Below are 14,214 nucleotides of genomic sequence, written 5' to 3'. Positions count from 1 at the left end.
GACGATTATTTGAGGAAGACAACCGACGTTGTATTTCGAAACTGGTTCTGAGTGATTGAACGGAGCAATTCGTCTTTAATATGTGAACAGTGGCATTTTACTTGGTTCCATGATTGTTCAAACAAAATACTTAACATCTCTATTTTTGTGACTCACGCATAAGAAAGCGCTTTCTTTGGTGGGATTGATCACGGTTTATATTCACGAGATCGATTTATACTCTTTCCATACCAACTGAGCGGTTAAAGCCAATAAGGTTAAGAGTGCATAGTGAATGTGGGCTTAGATTTGATCTTCTTTAAATCTGTTCGATTGGTTTTTTTAAGAAAAATAAAGAAAGCGCTTTCTTTGCGAAAGTATAATTTGGAACATGGAGTTATTATGAAACTTTCTAAGCTTACCCTTGCTTGTTTAGTCGCTACAGCTGGCTTGTCTACTGCACCTGCTGTACATGCCGAAAAATCGGATGGATTTGAATTTCACGGTTATTTCCGTGCTGGTGTTCTATTCAGTGAAAATGATGATTTTAAACGTGCAAAGTTCCCAGCATCAAAAGAGCGTTTAGGTCGATTGGGTGTTGAGTCGGATAGCCACTTTGAAGTTGCACTGCAGAAAAATTTTGAGAATGACGGTGGTCAGAAAATTCGAATCAAAACACGAGCTGCAGCCAACAATGCGGAATATGCAACCAACCAACTTGGTGCCAATGCCGATGCAACCAACAGCGAAATTGGTATGGCAGAAACTTTTGTCGAGTTTGAAGGTGTATCTGAAACCGGTGTTGTATGGGGTGGTAAGCGCTTTTATGGTAAAGATAATTACATTTTTATGACCGACTTTTTCTACACGGATATGTCGGGTACTGGTGTTGGTATTGAAGGTGTTGAGCTAGGTGGTAATAAGTGGGACTTTGCTTATATTGCAAGCGATGACTCTGGCGATACAAGTTTCTGGGGTGACAGCAACAACATCATGCATGCACTTCATGCTGGCGTGAACTTTGGCAGTGTTGAACTTCACGCTATGGCTAAGTATATGCCAGACAATATGGTCGATTTAGGTTTTGGTAATGGCCCTGAAGCATTCGCTGAGAATGGCTATGAAATGACGGCAATTGTTCACACTGAGTCTGTCTTTGGGTTGTCAGATAAAGGCTTTACTAAATACATCGCGCAGGCTGGTAAAGGCTTAGGTTCGGGCAACCTTTTAGGCGGTACTCTTACGACTTACAACACGTACAAGCCTGGTAGCGACTATCAAAGTTGGTTAACGACAGGTACGGGTTGTGGTACGTCTTGTTTGAAGGCTGTTGATGAAAACGATGTATCACTACGTGCTTTAGCATGGGGTGGGTACTTTTTTGAAAATGGTGTGAATATTTTCCACTCTCTTCAAACCCAGTACAACGATTTTGACAATGGCGATACAGACGGCTGGGTATCAGCAATGGTGCGACCAACGTTCCCAATTTCAGAAAACTTCTTTATCGCTACCGAAGCTGGTTACATGTACAACTACGAAGACCGTAATGGTGAGTCAAAGAATTCTTATGATTACAAGTTAACAGTAGCACCGACTCTAGTTGTGCACTCTGGCTTCGGTCCATCCCCAGAGATTCGCTTCATGGCATCTTACCTTGATGGTGAAATGCAAGACGGTACAGGTAAAGAAGGTGACTTTGTTGTCGGTATTCAAGCTGACATGTGGTGGTAAATCACCTCTCTACAGACCTTTTAATTACACCAAATATACTGGGGGAGTCGTTAGTATTAGGCCATTGTCATTAGGGCGGACAGGGCTGCAGGTGTAATTTTTTTGCAATAGTTGACCTTTTGTTTGGCAGCGTATAGAGGTTCATTTATATTGCTATGAGTCTTCCACATTTGAGTTTCATTTCAAATGTGTTCTTGCCAAAGATACTCATCGACCGCTTCGAAAGAAGCGGTTTTTTTATGTGTGGCATATCTAATCTTTTAAGGCTTAAGGCTTAAGGGGTAAAGGATTATGAGTTATGGCAAGCATGTTGATTTCTAAACTCTCGAGGGCTGCATCCATTTTGAAGTTTAAAGCACTTTGAAAAATAGTTACTGTCAGAAAACCCACAAGACTCAGCGATATGCTGGATACTGTTGCTGTCGTTTAATAATAGCGTCGCCGAATGTCTAATTTGAAGGCCTTTGAGGTATTGATTTGGGGATGTATTTAAAAATTGCCTAAATAGCCTTTCTAGTTGTCGTTTACTAATATAAGCCGCTTGCGCGATAGCTTCTGTATCCAATCCCACATCTTTGTAATGGCTGTCGATATGAGCAAGTGCTCGGCTCAATGCTAGGGTTGTTTTTGGTAAGCTATGGGTCTGTTCTTGATATCGCCGAGCAAGTTCTATCGCAAGTTGCTGCATTGTGCTCGTTAATATGATTTCAAACCCCTGCTCTGCATTGTCGTATTCCGATTTGATTTGTTGTAGAAGTTCATTGATTCGTTTCAACTGAGAAGCTGATAACGTAAGCTTTGCTTGATATTCAGATGCTTGTCGAGCAATCGGTTCTACCTTGAAAAGTGCTTGATAGCCTGGCATTTGACGCATTGAAGGGACCTCAAAAAAAGGCAATGCCGTATCAAACATCAAGTTTACAATCTTCAGTTTATTTACTTCACAAAATCCATGTTCAATATCCCCATTAATAACAAATACATCTCCTGTACTTAAAGGGTAAGTGTGGGTAGCTACCGTATGCTTTCCACTACCACTCACAACTAAGAAAAGTTCAGAAAAGTCATGGCTATGTACGTCAAAGTCGAAATCGTGATGCCCATCGACATAGGCAAATTTTATCTGGGGATATCTCTGATGACTTTGGAGTCTAAACTTGGTTTTCATGTCGCTATTTTACCTATTACTGTCGCTTATTTGGTAGTTACACGCCGTAGTTAAGATTACTATTTTTTGAACAAAGACAATATTAACTTTTAGAGCGAGAGGTCAAATTTTTGCTCTAAGTAAAAAAATAGTAGGACTCAAAATGAATACTGTGGAAATTCTCGAAGCACAGAAGCAGCTTGCACCAGTAAGCCGACAAGCTGCTGCAGAAGGCATCGTGCTACTAAAAAATAGTGACTCAGTACTGCCGTTCCAGCCTAATGACACGGTGTCTCTGTTTGGTCGCTGCCAAATTGACACTTATCGAAGTGGCACAGGATCGGGTGGAGCTGTAAATGTTCCGTATGCAATAAACGCATTGCATGGCTTAAGTGAACACCCAAAGATCAATATCAATGATCGTTTGGTGGAGATATACAAACGTTGGGTTGAGGAGAATCCATTTAATGATGGTGGCGGTGGTTGGGCGGCAGAGCCTTGGTTTCAAGCTGAAATGCCGCTTTCAAATTCGGTTGTTATTGATGCAGCTGCTAAATCGAACAAAGCCGTTGTTTTTATCGGGCGAACGGCGGGTGAGGATCAAGATAATGCTCAGCAGCAAGGTAGTTACAATTTAACCGCGCTCGAAATGCAAATGTTGGAGAAAGTGACCGAACATTTTGATGATGTCATTGTGATACTGAACGTGACCAATATTATTGATATGTCATGGGTAAGCTCACTAAAAGGTGCAAGTTCGCTCAAGGCGATTTTATATAACTGGGCTGCAGGGATGGAAGGTGGGCATGCATTAGCTGATGTTTTATCTGGTGATGTTAGCCCAAGTGGACGTTTGACAGACACTATTGCGCACTCTTTATCTGATTATCCTTCCAGCGCTAGTTTCGGAAACAAAGAGCGCAACCTGTACCAAGAAGATATTTATGTTGGGTACCGATACTTTGAAACCTTTAACCCAAAAGCCGTTCAATTTGAATTTGGTTTCGGACTTTCCTACACCAAATTTTCCAATAAATTAAATGCATTAACGATTCTTGGGTCCGGCTCTGAACAAGAGTTGGTATTCGATATTGAAGTTAAAAACATAGGCGAAAAATACAGTGGTAAGGATGTTGTTCAACTGTATGTTGAATCGCCTCAAGGTCAGCTGGGGAAGCCATCTAGAGCACTTACAGGATTTGCAAAAACACCCACTTTGGCTCCAAACGAAACAGCACGTGTGAAGGTTTCATTTCTTCTATCTTCGTTAGCGTCATTTGATGATAGTGGTAAGACGGGCCACACAAATAGCTATGTGCTTGAAGCCGGGGAATATCAGTTTTATTTGGGAGGCAGCGTTCGACAAGCAAGGCTGGTTGACGAAAGCATAACAGTTGATGAGCTAATAGTTGTTGAGCAACTAACGGAAGCTCTGGCACCCGTCACCGCTTTTAAAAGGCTCGTTCCAAAAGAGATAGGGCAAAATGGGGTTTACAGTTGCGACTATGAATCTGTACCACTACGAAGCGTAGATTTGAGCGAGCGTATCCTCAGTGAACTCCCTGCTTTGATTCCTTTTAGTGACGATAAGGGGATCAAGTTGCTTGATGTGAAGCAGGGACAGGCGGATATTGACGAATTTATCTCGCAAATGACTATAAAGCAGTTAGCGACAATTGTTCGTGGGGAAGGTATGTGCAGCCCCAAGGTAACCCCTGGCACGGCTGCGGCTTTTGGTGGCGTATCACCAAGCTTGTTTGATTTAGGTATCCCTATTGTTGCGGCTGCTGATGGCCCATCGGGTATCCGAATGGATAGTGGACACAAAGCATCACAAGTCCCGATTGGCACGCTATTGGGCTGCACATGGAATACAGAACTGAATGAACAACTGTTTCATTTAGTAGGGAAAGAGATGCAAGCCAATCATATTGATACATTGCTTGGCCCTGGGATTAACATTCATCGTCACCCTTTGAACGGGCGAAACTTCGAGTATTTTTCTGAGGATCCTCTTTTGACCGGAGCTATGGCGGCGTCTCAGGTTTCTGGGCTTAGATCTGCAGGCGTGTCCGGTACTATCAAGCATTTGGTTGCAAACGACCAAGAAACTGGACGATTTGATGTTGATAGTGTGGTTTCTCAGCGAGCGCTCCGTGAGATTCATCTAAGGCCTTTTGAAATAGTGGTAAGGCAAGGGCAAGCTTCAAGCATTATGACCGCTTACAACCCCATTAATGGTCACTGGGCTGCATCTAATTACGACCTTAATACTACTATTCTTCGAAAGGAGTGGGGTTACAAAGGGATAGTGATGACGGATTGGTGGGCAAAAATGAATGACCCAATCAAAGGTGGTTCTGAAAGCCGAAGTTACACATCTTTTATGCTTCGCTCTCAAAATGATCTGTATATGGTCGTTGAGCACGATGGCGCTGAAAGTAACGCATCAAACGACGATACCTTACAATCACTTGAGGATGGGAGATTAACGTTAGGTGAGTTGCAAAGAAGCGCGATCAATATCTGCCGCTTTATCATGGAATCTCCAGCAATGGATAGACCCTTAGTTACGTTTGATCCGATTAAGAGCTTTGACTCGACGAAAAACTCAGACAGGTATCAGGACAAGATTGATGGTGATTTTTGTCAGCTTACTACCGAGCAACATGTAACAGTGCTACCACTTAATACCCAAGAAAACCGGAGCATTGTCTTGGACGTTAAGCATGCAGGCGTGTATCGATGTACGGGTATTGTTCATTACGATAGCGGTACCTTGGCTCAATCTGCGTGTAGTTTGAGTCTCAACAAGGTGTATGCGATGTCTCTATCAGTGAATGGTACTAATGGCGAGGCAGTTTCGGTTGAGGGGCTGTCCGTTAAGCTTGATAAAGGCTTTTATTCGTTGGATATTGAATTCATCAAATTAGGCTTAGAATTAGAGCAATTAGAATTCACGTTTATACCCGAGTAGAGTTCAGAAGTAGCAGTCGTGTATTGAATTCTCATTCACCAAAAATGGATGTGGAATAAGAGGAAAATAAGCGACTGCTTTTAGGATAGGTTATTGTGCTTTTTGATATTGTTTCATCGCGTCAACAAAGGTGTTTCGCATCCCTTCAATTCCTAGTCGTTCAGATTCTTCAACGTAAGTCAGTGCTGCGCTGAAGTCTCCCGATGAAACTGAGTTTTCAATAAGAGTGCTATAAACCTCTTTCTGGTTTAAGGGGTTCTCCGTTAATAGATCAGACTTTATTGCGGTTGCTTCAGGAATAATTTGTTGAACTCGCTTTTGACGATTTTGTTCTTCAACAACAGTGGTTACTGCTGTGAATTCAAAATCAAAAGAGACTTTTCCGATCGCAGAGTGGGGGATTGCGTAGTCCGTATTGTGAGCGATGTTTGCCTGGATATCGCCAGAACGTATTGCCATATCACTTGGTTTTTCGACAGGAGTTGTTTCCGCGAGTGCTTCGCTGGTTGTGAATACGACTAAGTAAGCAGGAGCCTCGCCGTTTAAGTAACGTTCTTGCAGTTCTATTTGTGCGCCATATTGTGCACCATCAAGCAGGCTAAGTGGTTGGTACTTAATACTTTCATTGCCAATGACATCTAGCGGCTGGTAATTTTTGTCTAAGACCAAAAGTGACGGAACGAATGCTGAATAATTAGCATTTGAAGTCATTGAAAAACGAATAGTATCTAGTGTTGTAGGAAGCTTTAGCCCTCCAGAAAAGGAGCGGCCAGATTTGAACTCGATCTTAGGGCTTGCTGTGGTGATCGAAACAGATGTTTCTTCTGGATTCGTAACACTTTGATATTGAATGGTACTCAGGCTTTCGCAACAGTTTTCGTTGTTTTGTAGTGACTCAAGCCCCGGAGAAGTTTTGTGGTAGCTAACCGGTGACTCTGTCACTGTTGAACAGGCGCTTAGTGCGAATACCGCTGGTAGTATTGCTAAATATTTCATAATTTCTCACAGTTAAAAAAGCATATCAGATTCAGAGTGCTTAATTGATAATAGAGATACACTACAAGAAAGCGCTTTCTTTTTGAGTGACGGACGCCAAATTTAAAGAAATACTCGCTAATAATTAGTACGAATTAGGTAACAGGCTGCCGTTGAGCTGTTACCTAGATTGAACGTTAACGAGATACCGAACTTAACAACTGAGTAAAGCGTTCCCAGGATTTTTGGTCAGCTTCTTGTTGATAGTTGTTTGAGCCGAATACGGTAAAGGCATGTGGCGCACCACTGTAGGTGATCATTTCATGCGAAACCTTGGTTGTTTCAAGTTGAGCGGCAAGGCTGCCAAAATCTTCCATTGTAATCATAGAATCTGCTGTGCCATGGAACACGACAACCGGAGCTTTGGTCTGAGAGTAGTCTTGTCCTTTAGGTGTCGATAAACCGCCATGGAAGGTAACATAAGCTTTTGATGGGATGCCCGCACGAGCGGCTTCTAAAACGGCAGCGCCACCAAAGCAGTAACCCATCATCACGTTGTTATCTAAGTTACCACCAAGCCTTTTCGCTTCCATTGCTCCCGCATTAAGTAGTGCACGCATTTTTTCTCTGTCTTTATACAACTCGCCTGTGTGTTGTTTTTTGTCTTTCACTTCGGTCGGGCGAATGCTTTTACCAAATAGGTCGATGGCGAACACGTTGTAACCGAGTTCGTTGAGCATCTCAGAACGTTTCTTTTCGTAATCAGTTAAGCCATCCCAATCGTGAATTAGCAGCACCAAAGGCGCTTGGTCACTGGCCTCACTCCAATAACCTTCGTAATCCATACTATCGACTTGGTAAGTGATGTTTTCTCCTGAAATCGCAGAGAAGGGCAGTAAAACTGAAAACAGGCCGAGCGTAGTGATTGTTCGCATGCGTGATTCCTTTCGATGACAATTGACGTTCCAATCGAAAGTATAGATAACGCGATGATTCTCGCCAGATTTCTGTTTTTAACTTGAAATGTATGGCAGGGATAGCAGGAGGCTATTACTGATGAATAGCCATCGAGAGGGAGTACGATGGCTGTTTTGTGATGTTCTCAGCTTACCAAAACTTGAATAGCTAAACTGGGGAATAAAGAAAACAATTACCAAGATGCGTTGGTTTTGGTTTTGGTTTTGCTAATGCTCATCTCTGGATACTTACGTTGATAGCGCGGCAACATCGACTCATTACCTAAGATGCCACCTTGATGGATATAGATGACGGTTTTGGTTGGGTTGTCTTCTTGCCATCGCTCTAGGCATTGCCACATCAATGGGTCGTAGAGTAGGTCGAATTCAATATCCGTTTGTTCTTGTAGATCCAACCAGGTTTGATAGTCCTGTTGATACAACTTACCAAAGTGGTGCTTGGTTTTGAGCGGTAAGATCTGTGGGTGATCGGATTCGCCAAGTTCATTGAATTGCTGCGTTAAATAGTCGCTGCCGCCAACACACGCACAGGTTAACACCGGGATGTTGTGCACTTTTAAATGCTTATGCAGATACAGAGCCGTACTGCCGGTTCCTGCTGGTAGTGCGACCACGAAATCGTGTTTGTTTTCGAAACGCGTCCAGCTGAGTATTTCCATCGCCAGTTGCTTCACGCCGTATTCAGAAAGCTGAGAGCGTCCACCTTCAGGCAATACAATGCACTGAGAATCTGGCTGTCTTATTTGCTCAATATACTCCTGAGGATGAAGCTCAGAGCCCGTCTCTTTGACTGAAATAACCTTAGCGCCCAAGTCTATAGCGCCACGGTAATTGCCGATTGGACGTTCTTGTAGCCATTGAGGAAGGTGGTCAACGTAAAACTCAAGCGTCCAGCCTTTAATTTTTGCAAGTGCAGCGAGTGAGAATAGAGAGTTAGCTTGCGCAGAACCGTAGCTGATTAAGGTTGTCGTATTCGGGTGTTCGTCTTCGAGTAGCTTCATGAACTTTCGTGCTTTATTGCCGCAAAAGTGAGAGTGGAGTTGATCGTCACGCTTTAAGAAAAAGGTGTGGTCGTTGTATTGATGTTGAGTTACAGGGCTATTATTTAGTTTCATCGCGCTTAGACAAAATGCTGACTAAGAAGCCAGCATTTTTAGTTCAAATAGGACTAACAAGTATCCAGTAGCCTGCAAGTGCTGTAAACCAACTAAATCAAGTTTTCGTCGGATATTGAGTACAGCACTAAGAGTTTATTTGGTGCTGACCTAGTTGATGTTTATGTTTTTGTAGATGCTTGTTTAGATGAGGTTGAATCTGTCTGAAAGGCGATTCTGGCAGTGCACCCTCCAGAGTTGCGATTGACCAACTCAAAGCCCCAATGGAAGCGTTGGCACAAGTCGTCGACAATCAATAAACCTAATCCATGACCATTCGGATTGTATTGTTCCTGAAGGCCTTCACCTTGGTCTTCAATCACAATACTCTGTTCGGACAGGGTAACCGTGACAGTGCCACTATTGGTCGCTGCAATGGCATTCCTCAATAAGTTGCCGACCAACATATTCATGATCGCGCTGGTGGCTTGAATGGTCGGCTCTGATTGAATGTGTAGGGATATCTCGACTTGCTTCTCATCCGCCTGTAATGAATTCTTGGAAACGATAGCTTCTAACTCTTGCTGACTAAACAAGCGCAGCGGTGCATCGTCACTGTTTCTTTCATAACGAACTAAACCGAGTAGGGCATCGACCATTTCTGACATCTGGATAATGGCTTCATCAATGCGCTCAACCTGACGAGATTGAAATTCCGTTGTTTCGCTTCTTAATAGCAATTTATTCGCACCACGAGCGACCGTTAGTGGGGTTCTTAATTCATGACTTGAATAACGAGCAAACGCCTGTTCACGTTTGATCAAGGAATTGATTTCTCTACGGTATTGATTGAGTTGGTCTGTTAACTGACGAAACTCAACAGCTGCACCTTCACTGACATCAAACTCCTCCCCTAGGTCGAGTTTGTTCGAGTTGAGTTGCTCAGATAGGGAATTGAAAGGCTCAATCAGTCGTTTGGAAAGGCGAGAGAGTAAGGTGCCAAAGCTAAATATCAAAATGGATAACAGCACCAACACGAACGAGATGGCGTATACCAATTCATAGGTATCAAATTCGACGCGATCTATCTCAGACATAAGGATGATCGGGTAAGTTTTACCTTCATGAGAGTATTCTCCCACATAGATCATTCGTGATTCCGGCTCGTCGCCGACTTCACCAAGGAAGTTATCCTTACCTTCTATATAAGGTGTGTACTCTTTTGGTACAAATGACAGGTCATTGTACGCCATGGTGAGACCGTCAATACGTATTGCACCGCTCTCGCCAGCTTGAAAGAGTTCGACAGCATAGTTTCGGTCAATCAGGATGCGTCTTTCACCGACCCGGTCTTCTGACATATACAACCCGGCAACAAAAACGACATAGACGAATGCAGACACAATCACGGCCATCAACCCAAAGAAAAGCGCTAGGCGGCCTGTGAGGGTTTTGGTGCTTGTCAGAACATTTGAAATCAATTCGATGGCTCCAGACGGAATCCAACTTTAGGAACGGTAATCAGCATTGGGGTGTCAAAAGGCTTGTCGAGTTGATTACGCAGTTGATAGATATGGCTACGTAACACATCGTTGTTGGGTTCGTCTTCTTGCCATAGCTTGTAGGAAATATCTTCACGAGTCACTACTTCAGGTGCTTTTTGGCACAGCATCTCAAGGATGGTGTAAGTGGTTGGGTTAAGCGCGAGCAGTTTGTCTTTACGGTAGGCTTTACGGGTTTTTTGATCAATGGTGAGTTCATCAAACTGAAGCTTAGAAGAAGCCACTTTTCCTCGGTAACGACGAACAAGCGCTTTCATTCTGGCTTCCAAAATATCCAAATCAAAAGGTTTGGTTAGATAGTCATCGGCACCATGCTCAAACCCTTTTAACATATCATCGCGGCTATCTAACGCAGTCAACATCAAAATAGGTGTCGCGTTGCCTTGGTCTCGCAGTTTATTACAAACCGTGAGGCCGTCCATTCTTGGCAACATCAGATCCAATATGATGATATCAAATGAGTTTTCCAACGCGAGTTGCAGGCCGAGTTCGCCGTTGTCCGCATAATCGAGTTCCATGTCAATACACTCAAAATAATCAAACAAGACACCTGCGATTTCACGGTTATCTTCGACTAATAGAACTCGTTTCATTTTGATTCTCATACAGAAATAGACGGTAACATTATCCTGAGTGAGCGTGAAAAATATGTCAATAACATAACTTTCACTTATGGGAGGGTAGATTGGATTCAGATTAAAAAATAGAAGAACGTATTATGTCTGAACTTCATATAAGCCGCCCTAAGATATCTACATCGCAGATCAACCCTGCGGTTTCTCTGTCTATCATTGTGCCTTTTTACGATGAACAAGAGGTATTGGAAGAGTTTCACTCTCGCCTTACCAAGGTGCTTGATAGCTTACCCATCAAGAGTGAAATCGTTTATGTCGATGACGGTAGCAAAGACAGCAGCTTGGAGTTGGTGAGTTCATTCACTTCAATCAATAGCTCAATTTCTGTTATCGGTTTAAGCCGTAATTTTGGCAAAGAATCAGCGATGAGCGCAGGCCTTGAGCACTGTCGTGGACAAGCGGTGATTTTGCTAGACGCTGACTTACAAGATCCACCTGAGTTGATTCCGCAAATGATTGCCAAGTGGCGCGAAGGTTATGACGTCGTCAATATGCAGCGTAGCCAGCGCGACGGTGAAACATGGTTTAAGAAGTTTTCAGCAGCGAGCTTTTACAAAGTAATGAACGTGGCGGCGAAGATTGATGTTCCTGAGAATGTGGGTGATTTCCGACTGTTAAGCCGAGAAGTTGTCGACCATATCAATCAGCTTCCAGAACGTAACCGCTACATGAAAGGCATTTTTTCATGGCCGGGCTTCCGACAAGCGACGCTCCAATTTAAGCGTGATGCTCGTTTCTGTGGTGAGACTAAGTGGAACTACCTTAAATTAATCGGTTTGGCGATGGATGGGATTACCTCGTTCTCTATCCGACCTCTGCGTATTGCGACGGCCGTTGGTGGTTTAGTGGCGCTTACTGCTTTTGTGTATGGCGTCTTCATCGTATTCAAAACCATTATGTTTGGTGAGCCTATCACGGGTTACCCGTCAATGATGGTCGTGCAACTTGCCCTTGGCGGTATTCAACTCCTGAGTATTGGTTTAATGGGTGAGTACATAGGTCGTATTTTCATTGAAACCAAGAATCGTCCTTTGTATCTGATCCAATCGGTGGTCGATACACCTGCATTAAAAACACATTTCAAATTAGAGGAGTCAGCATGAGCCTGAACAGAACGCACCTATGGTATTTGTTGGCTTTTGCACTGGCTTTAAGACTCCTATCTTTGGCGACTTATCCGTTAATGGATACTACGGAGGCGCGCTATGGAGAAATGGCTCGCTTGATGGTGGAAACCGGCAATTGGTTAACACCTCAGTTTGATTACGGCATTCCTTTTTGGGGCAAGCCACCGTTGTTCACATGGATGAGTGCTGCTGGTATTGAGCTGTTTGGTTTGAATGAGTTTGCTGTTCGTGCACCTCACTGGTTAGCGGGAGTAGCGACAATTTTGTTAACCGCTTACATGGCGAAGCGAACTGGGCAAAGTGCGTTGGTTGCCGCGGTAGTGTTGGCGACATGCGGTATTTTCTCTATTGCCGCGGGCGCTGTGATGACAGACATAGCATTAACCTTATCGATGACCATTGCCATGTTAGGCTTCTACTTGTGTTGGCTAGGAGGAGAAGGTTGGAAAGGTGAAGGCAGTGTGAAGACTAATCGATCTTGGGGTTATGTTGGTTTCATTGGCTTAGCACTAGGCTTGCTTGCAAAAGGGCCAGTAGCGATTGTGATCATGGGTATCGCAGTTTTTCCTTGGTTAGTATTACAACATGGCTTCTTTGGCGCTTTCAAAGTGCTTTGGCAACGCTTTCCATTGTTGTCTGGCTTGGGTGTGATGCTAGCGATTGCTTTGCCTTGGTACATCATGGCTGAAATGGCAACACCGGGCTTTATTGATTATTTTATTGTTGGCGAGCACTTTAAGCGTTTTGTTGTGAGTGGCTGGGAGGGCGATTTATACGGTTCTGCCCATGACCAAGCAAGAGGCATGATCTGGCTGTTTTGGCTTCAAGCGGCTGCGCCGTGGTCGATTGTATTACCTATATTGGCATTTGCTCGACGTAAGAAAATTGCAGAAATTAATATTGAAAATCGCGGCTTGTTTTCATTTCTTGTCTGTTGGTTGATTTCACCTCTGATTCTTTTCACTATGGCGGGCAATATTCTCCCAGCTTACGTCCTACCAGGTATTCCAGCCCTTGGCTTGTTGATTGCTATACTCGTAGTGGAAAAAGATAAGAAGTGGTTCTCGAGCGTGGCTTTGGTTCTACCTGTGTTGCTAATGATCGCGATGGTCTACCTGAATCTCGGAAAGGCGAACGAGAAAAGTGACCGTATTATTTTCGAACAGATTACGGATTCTGCGCCAAGCTTTTACGTGGGTAAACGACCATTCTCTGGGCAATTTTACAGTCATGGTCAAGCGAAAAGACTTCTCGATATCGAGCAGATAGATGGCATTGATAAGTTCTATCTGATTGGTAAAAGATCTGAAGTGGAAACCAAGATTAAAGAGAACGCATTAACGTGTATTCTAGAGCCAACGGTGAAAATAAAGCGTGCTTTATTCAGCTGTCATAGCTCAAGCATCAAGCCAAATCTATCGTTGAGTCATATTCAAAGTGGCAGCGATGTTCAGCGTTAACTCGGGGTTACGAATGTTCAACAACAAGCTTCAAACGCACAGTCAGAGGTTACAGTCCCACCACAAGGTGGTTCGATTTGCTGTGGTTGGTGTTGGTGGGTTTGCTGTTGATTGCTTAGTGTTTGCGTTACTGCATTATGCCGTTGGGCTGCCTTTGATGAGTGCAAGGATAGGATCTTTCATTGCAGCCGCAACGACAACGTGGTTTGGTAATCGAGTGCTAACTTTTGACTTCAAAGGGCAAGGTAGTTGGTCAGAGAAGTTGATTCAGTGGCAAAAGTTCATGTTTTCCGCATCGATATCGGCGATACCTAATTTGCTGTGCTTTAAGCTGATGACTGAATTGCTTCCTGCATTTACTGGGGCTGTATTTATTGCCATGGCCGTTGGTATCTTGGTGGGCATGGTCACTAACTATTTGTTTAGTCAGTATTGGGTCTTCACCCGTTAAGCTCCCTTACAATCAATTAGCCAAGTAAAACCTTCAGTTAGTCATCGGTAACAGACACAAAAAAGCGCAGCTAAATAGCTGCGCTTTGTATTTTTA

Annotated in this window: 11 protein-coding genes; 5 read left to right on the top strand and 6 right to left on the bottom strand. The window is 43.5% G+C overall.

Annotated elements, in window-relative coordinates:
- Positions 1–381 precede the first annotated feature (381 nt).
- Positions 382–1,713, top strand: a complete 1,332-nt coding sequence (locus OCU90_RS11260; protein ID WP_019821079.1) for a carbohydrate porin — start codon at positions 382–384, stop codon at positions 1,711–1,713.
- Between the two features lie 289 nt (positions 1,714–2,002).
- Here OCU90_RS11260 and OCU90_RS11255 read toward each other — a convergent pair whose 3' ends face one another.
- Positions 2,003–2,881 carry a helix-turn-helix domain-containing protein gene (locus OCU90_RS11255; RefSeq protein ID WP_061021749.1) on the bottom strand — a complete coding sequence of 293 codons (879 nt, stop codon included), beginning with the start codon at positions 2,879–2,881 and terminating at the stop codon, positions 2,003–2,005.
- A 142-nt stretch (positions 2,882–3,023) separates the two neighbouring features.
- Between OCU90_RS11255 and OCU90_RS11250 the strand changes: the two genes are divergently transcribed.
- Complete coding sequence (locus OCU90_RS11250) at positions 3,024–5,837, top strand: glycoside hydrolase family 3 protein (protein WP_061021747.1); 2,814 nt, start codon at positions 3,024–3,026, stop codon at positions 5,835–5,837.
- A 90-nt stretch (positions 5,838–5,927) separates the two neighbouring features.
- Here the strand turns inward: OCU90_RS11250 and OCU90_RS11245 are convergent, their stop codons facing one another.
- The 5 genes from OCU90_RS11245 to OCU90_RS11225 all read right to left on the bottom strand — a co-directional run bounded on the left by OCU90_RS11245 (position 5,928) and on the right by OCU90_RS11225 (position 11,038).
- Positions 5,928–6,833 (bottom strand): MalM family protein, encoded by a 906-nt coding sequence (locus OCU90_RS11245; RefSeq protein ID WP_061021745.1) that lies wholly within the window; start codon positions 6,831–6,833, stop codon positions 5,928–5,930.
- 176 nt (positions 6,834–7,009) lie between these two features.
- Entirely contained in the window at positions 7,010–7,747 is a 738-nt protein-coding gene (locus tag OCU90_RS11240) for a dienelactone hydrolase family protein (RefSeq protein WP_061021743.1), read from the bottom strand.
- Between the two features lie 215 nt (positions 7,748–7,962).
- Positions 7,963–8,904, bottom strand: a complete 942-nt coding sequence (locus OCU90_RS11235) for a pyridoxal-phosphate dependent enzyme (protein WP_061021741.1) — start codon at positions 8,902–8,904, stop codon at positions 7,963–7,965.
- A 161-nt stretch (positions 8,905–9,065) separates the two neighbouring features.
- Positions 9,066–10,364: a sensor histidine kinase gene (locus tag OCU90_RS11230; RefSeq protein ID WP_061021739.1), complete on the bottom strand. Its 1,299-nt coding sequence runs from the start codon at positions 10,362–10,364 to the stop codon at positions 9,066–9,068.
- Positions 10,361–11,038: a response regulator transcription factor gene (locus OCU90_RS11225; protein ID WP_029405876.1), complete on the bottom strand. Its 678-nt coding sequence runs from the start codon at positions 11,036–11,038 to the stop codon at positions 10,361–10,363. Before OCU90_RS11225 ends, OCU90_RS11230 begins: the two co-directional genes overlap by 4 nt.
- Before the next feature lie 125 nt (positions 11,039–11,163).
- Here OCU90_RS11225 and OCU90_RS11220 point away from each other — a divergent pair, with 125 nt between their 5' ends.
- Genes OCU90_RS11220 through OCU90_RS11210 form a run of 3 tightly spaced genes read left to right on the top strand, consistent with a single transcriptional unit; the run spans position 11,164 to position 14,118 of the window.
- Positions 11,164–12,183 (top strand): glycosyltransferase family 2 protein, encoded by a 1,020-nt coding sequence (locus tag OCU90_RS11220; RefSeq protein WP_004736502.1) that lies wholly within the window; start codon positions 11,164–11,166, stop codon positions 12,181–12,183.
- The gene (locus tag OCU90_RS11215; protein WP_017094459.1) at positions 12,180–13,667 is read left to right on the top strand and encodes an ArnT family glycosyltransferase; all 1,488 of its coding nucleotides are present in this window, start codon (positions 12,180–12,182) and stop codon (positions 13,665–13,667) included. Before OCU90_RS11220 ends, OCU90_RS11215 begins: the two co-directional genes overlap by 4 nt.
- Positions 13,654–14,118 (top strand): GtrA family protein, encoded by a 465-nt coding sequence (locus OCU90_RS11210; RefSeq protein WP_061021737.1) that lies wholly within the window; start codon positions 13,654–13,656, stop codon positions 14,116–14,118. The genes OCU90_RS11215 and OCU90_RS11210 overlap by 14 nt, the downstream gene beginning before the upstream one ends.
- Positions 14,119–14,214: the final 96 nt, after the last annotated feature.

It is taken from the genome of Vibrio splendidus (assembly GCF_024347615.1).
Taxonomy (GTDB): domain Bacteria; phylum Pseudomonadota; class Gammaproteobacteria; order Enterobacterales; family Vibrionaceae; genus Vibrio; species Vibrio splendidus.
Note: the sequence above shows the minus strand (reverse complement) of the source record. Positions and strands in the feature narration are given on the sequence as shown.

Bases quoted from the DNA above. Each gene is read 5' to 3' on its own strand.
- OCU90_RS11225 (WP_029405876.1), bottom strand. From the start codon at position 11,038: ATGAAACGAGTTCTATTAGTCGAAGATAACCGTGAAATCGCAGGTGTC.
- OCU90_RS11220 (WP_004736502.1), top strand. From the start codon at position 11,164: ATGTCTGAACTTCATATAAGCCGCCCTAAGATATCTACATCGCAGATC.
- OCU90_RS11260 (WP_019821079.1), top strand. From the start codon at position 382: ATGAAACTTTCTAAGCTTACCCTTGCTTGTTTAGTCGCTACAGCTGGC.
- OCU90_RS11235 (WP_061021741.1), bottom strand. From the start codon at position 8,904: ATGAAACTAAATAATAGCCCTGTAACTCAACATCAATACAACGACCAC.
- OCU90_RS11240 (WP_061021743.1), bottom strand. From the start codon at position 7,747: ATGCGAACAATCACTACGCTCGGCCTGTTTTCAGTTTTACTGCCCTTC.
- OCU90_RS11245 (WP_061021745.1), bottom strand. From the start codon at position 6,833: ATGAAATATTTAGCAATACTACCAGCGGTATTCGCACTAAGCGCCTGT.
- OCU90_RS11250 (WP_061021747.1), top strand. From the start codon at position 3,024: ATGAATACTGTGGAAATTCTCGAAGCACAGAAGCAGCTTGCACCAGTA.
- OCU90_RS11215 (WP_017094459.1), top strand. From the start codon at position 12,180: ATGAGCCTGAACAGAACGCACCTATGGTATTTGTTGGCTTTTGCACTG.
- OCU90_RS11210 (WP_061021737.1), top strand. From the start codon at position 13,654: ATGTTCAGCGTTAACTCGGGGTTACGAATGTTCAACAACAAGCTTCAA.
- OCU90_RS11255 (WP_061021749.1), bottom strand. From the start codon at position 2,881: ATGAAAACCAAGTTTAGACTCCAAAGTCATCAGAGATATCCCCAGATA.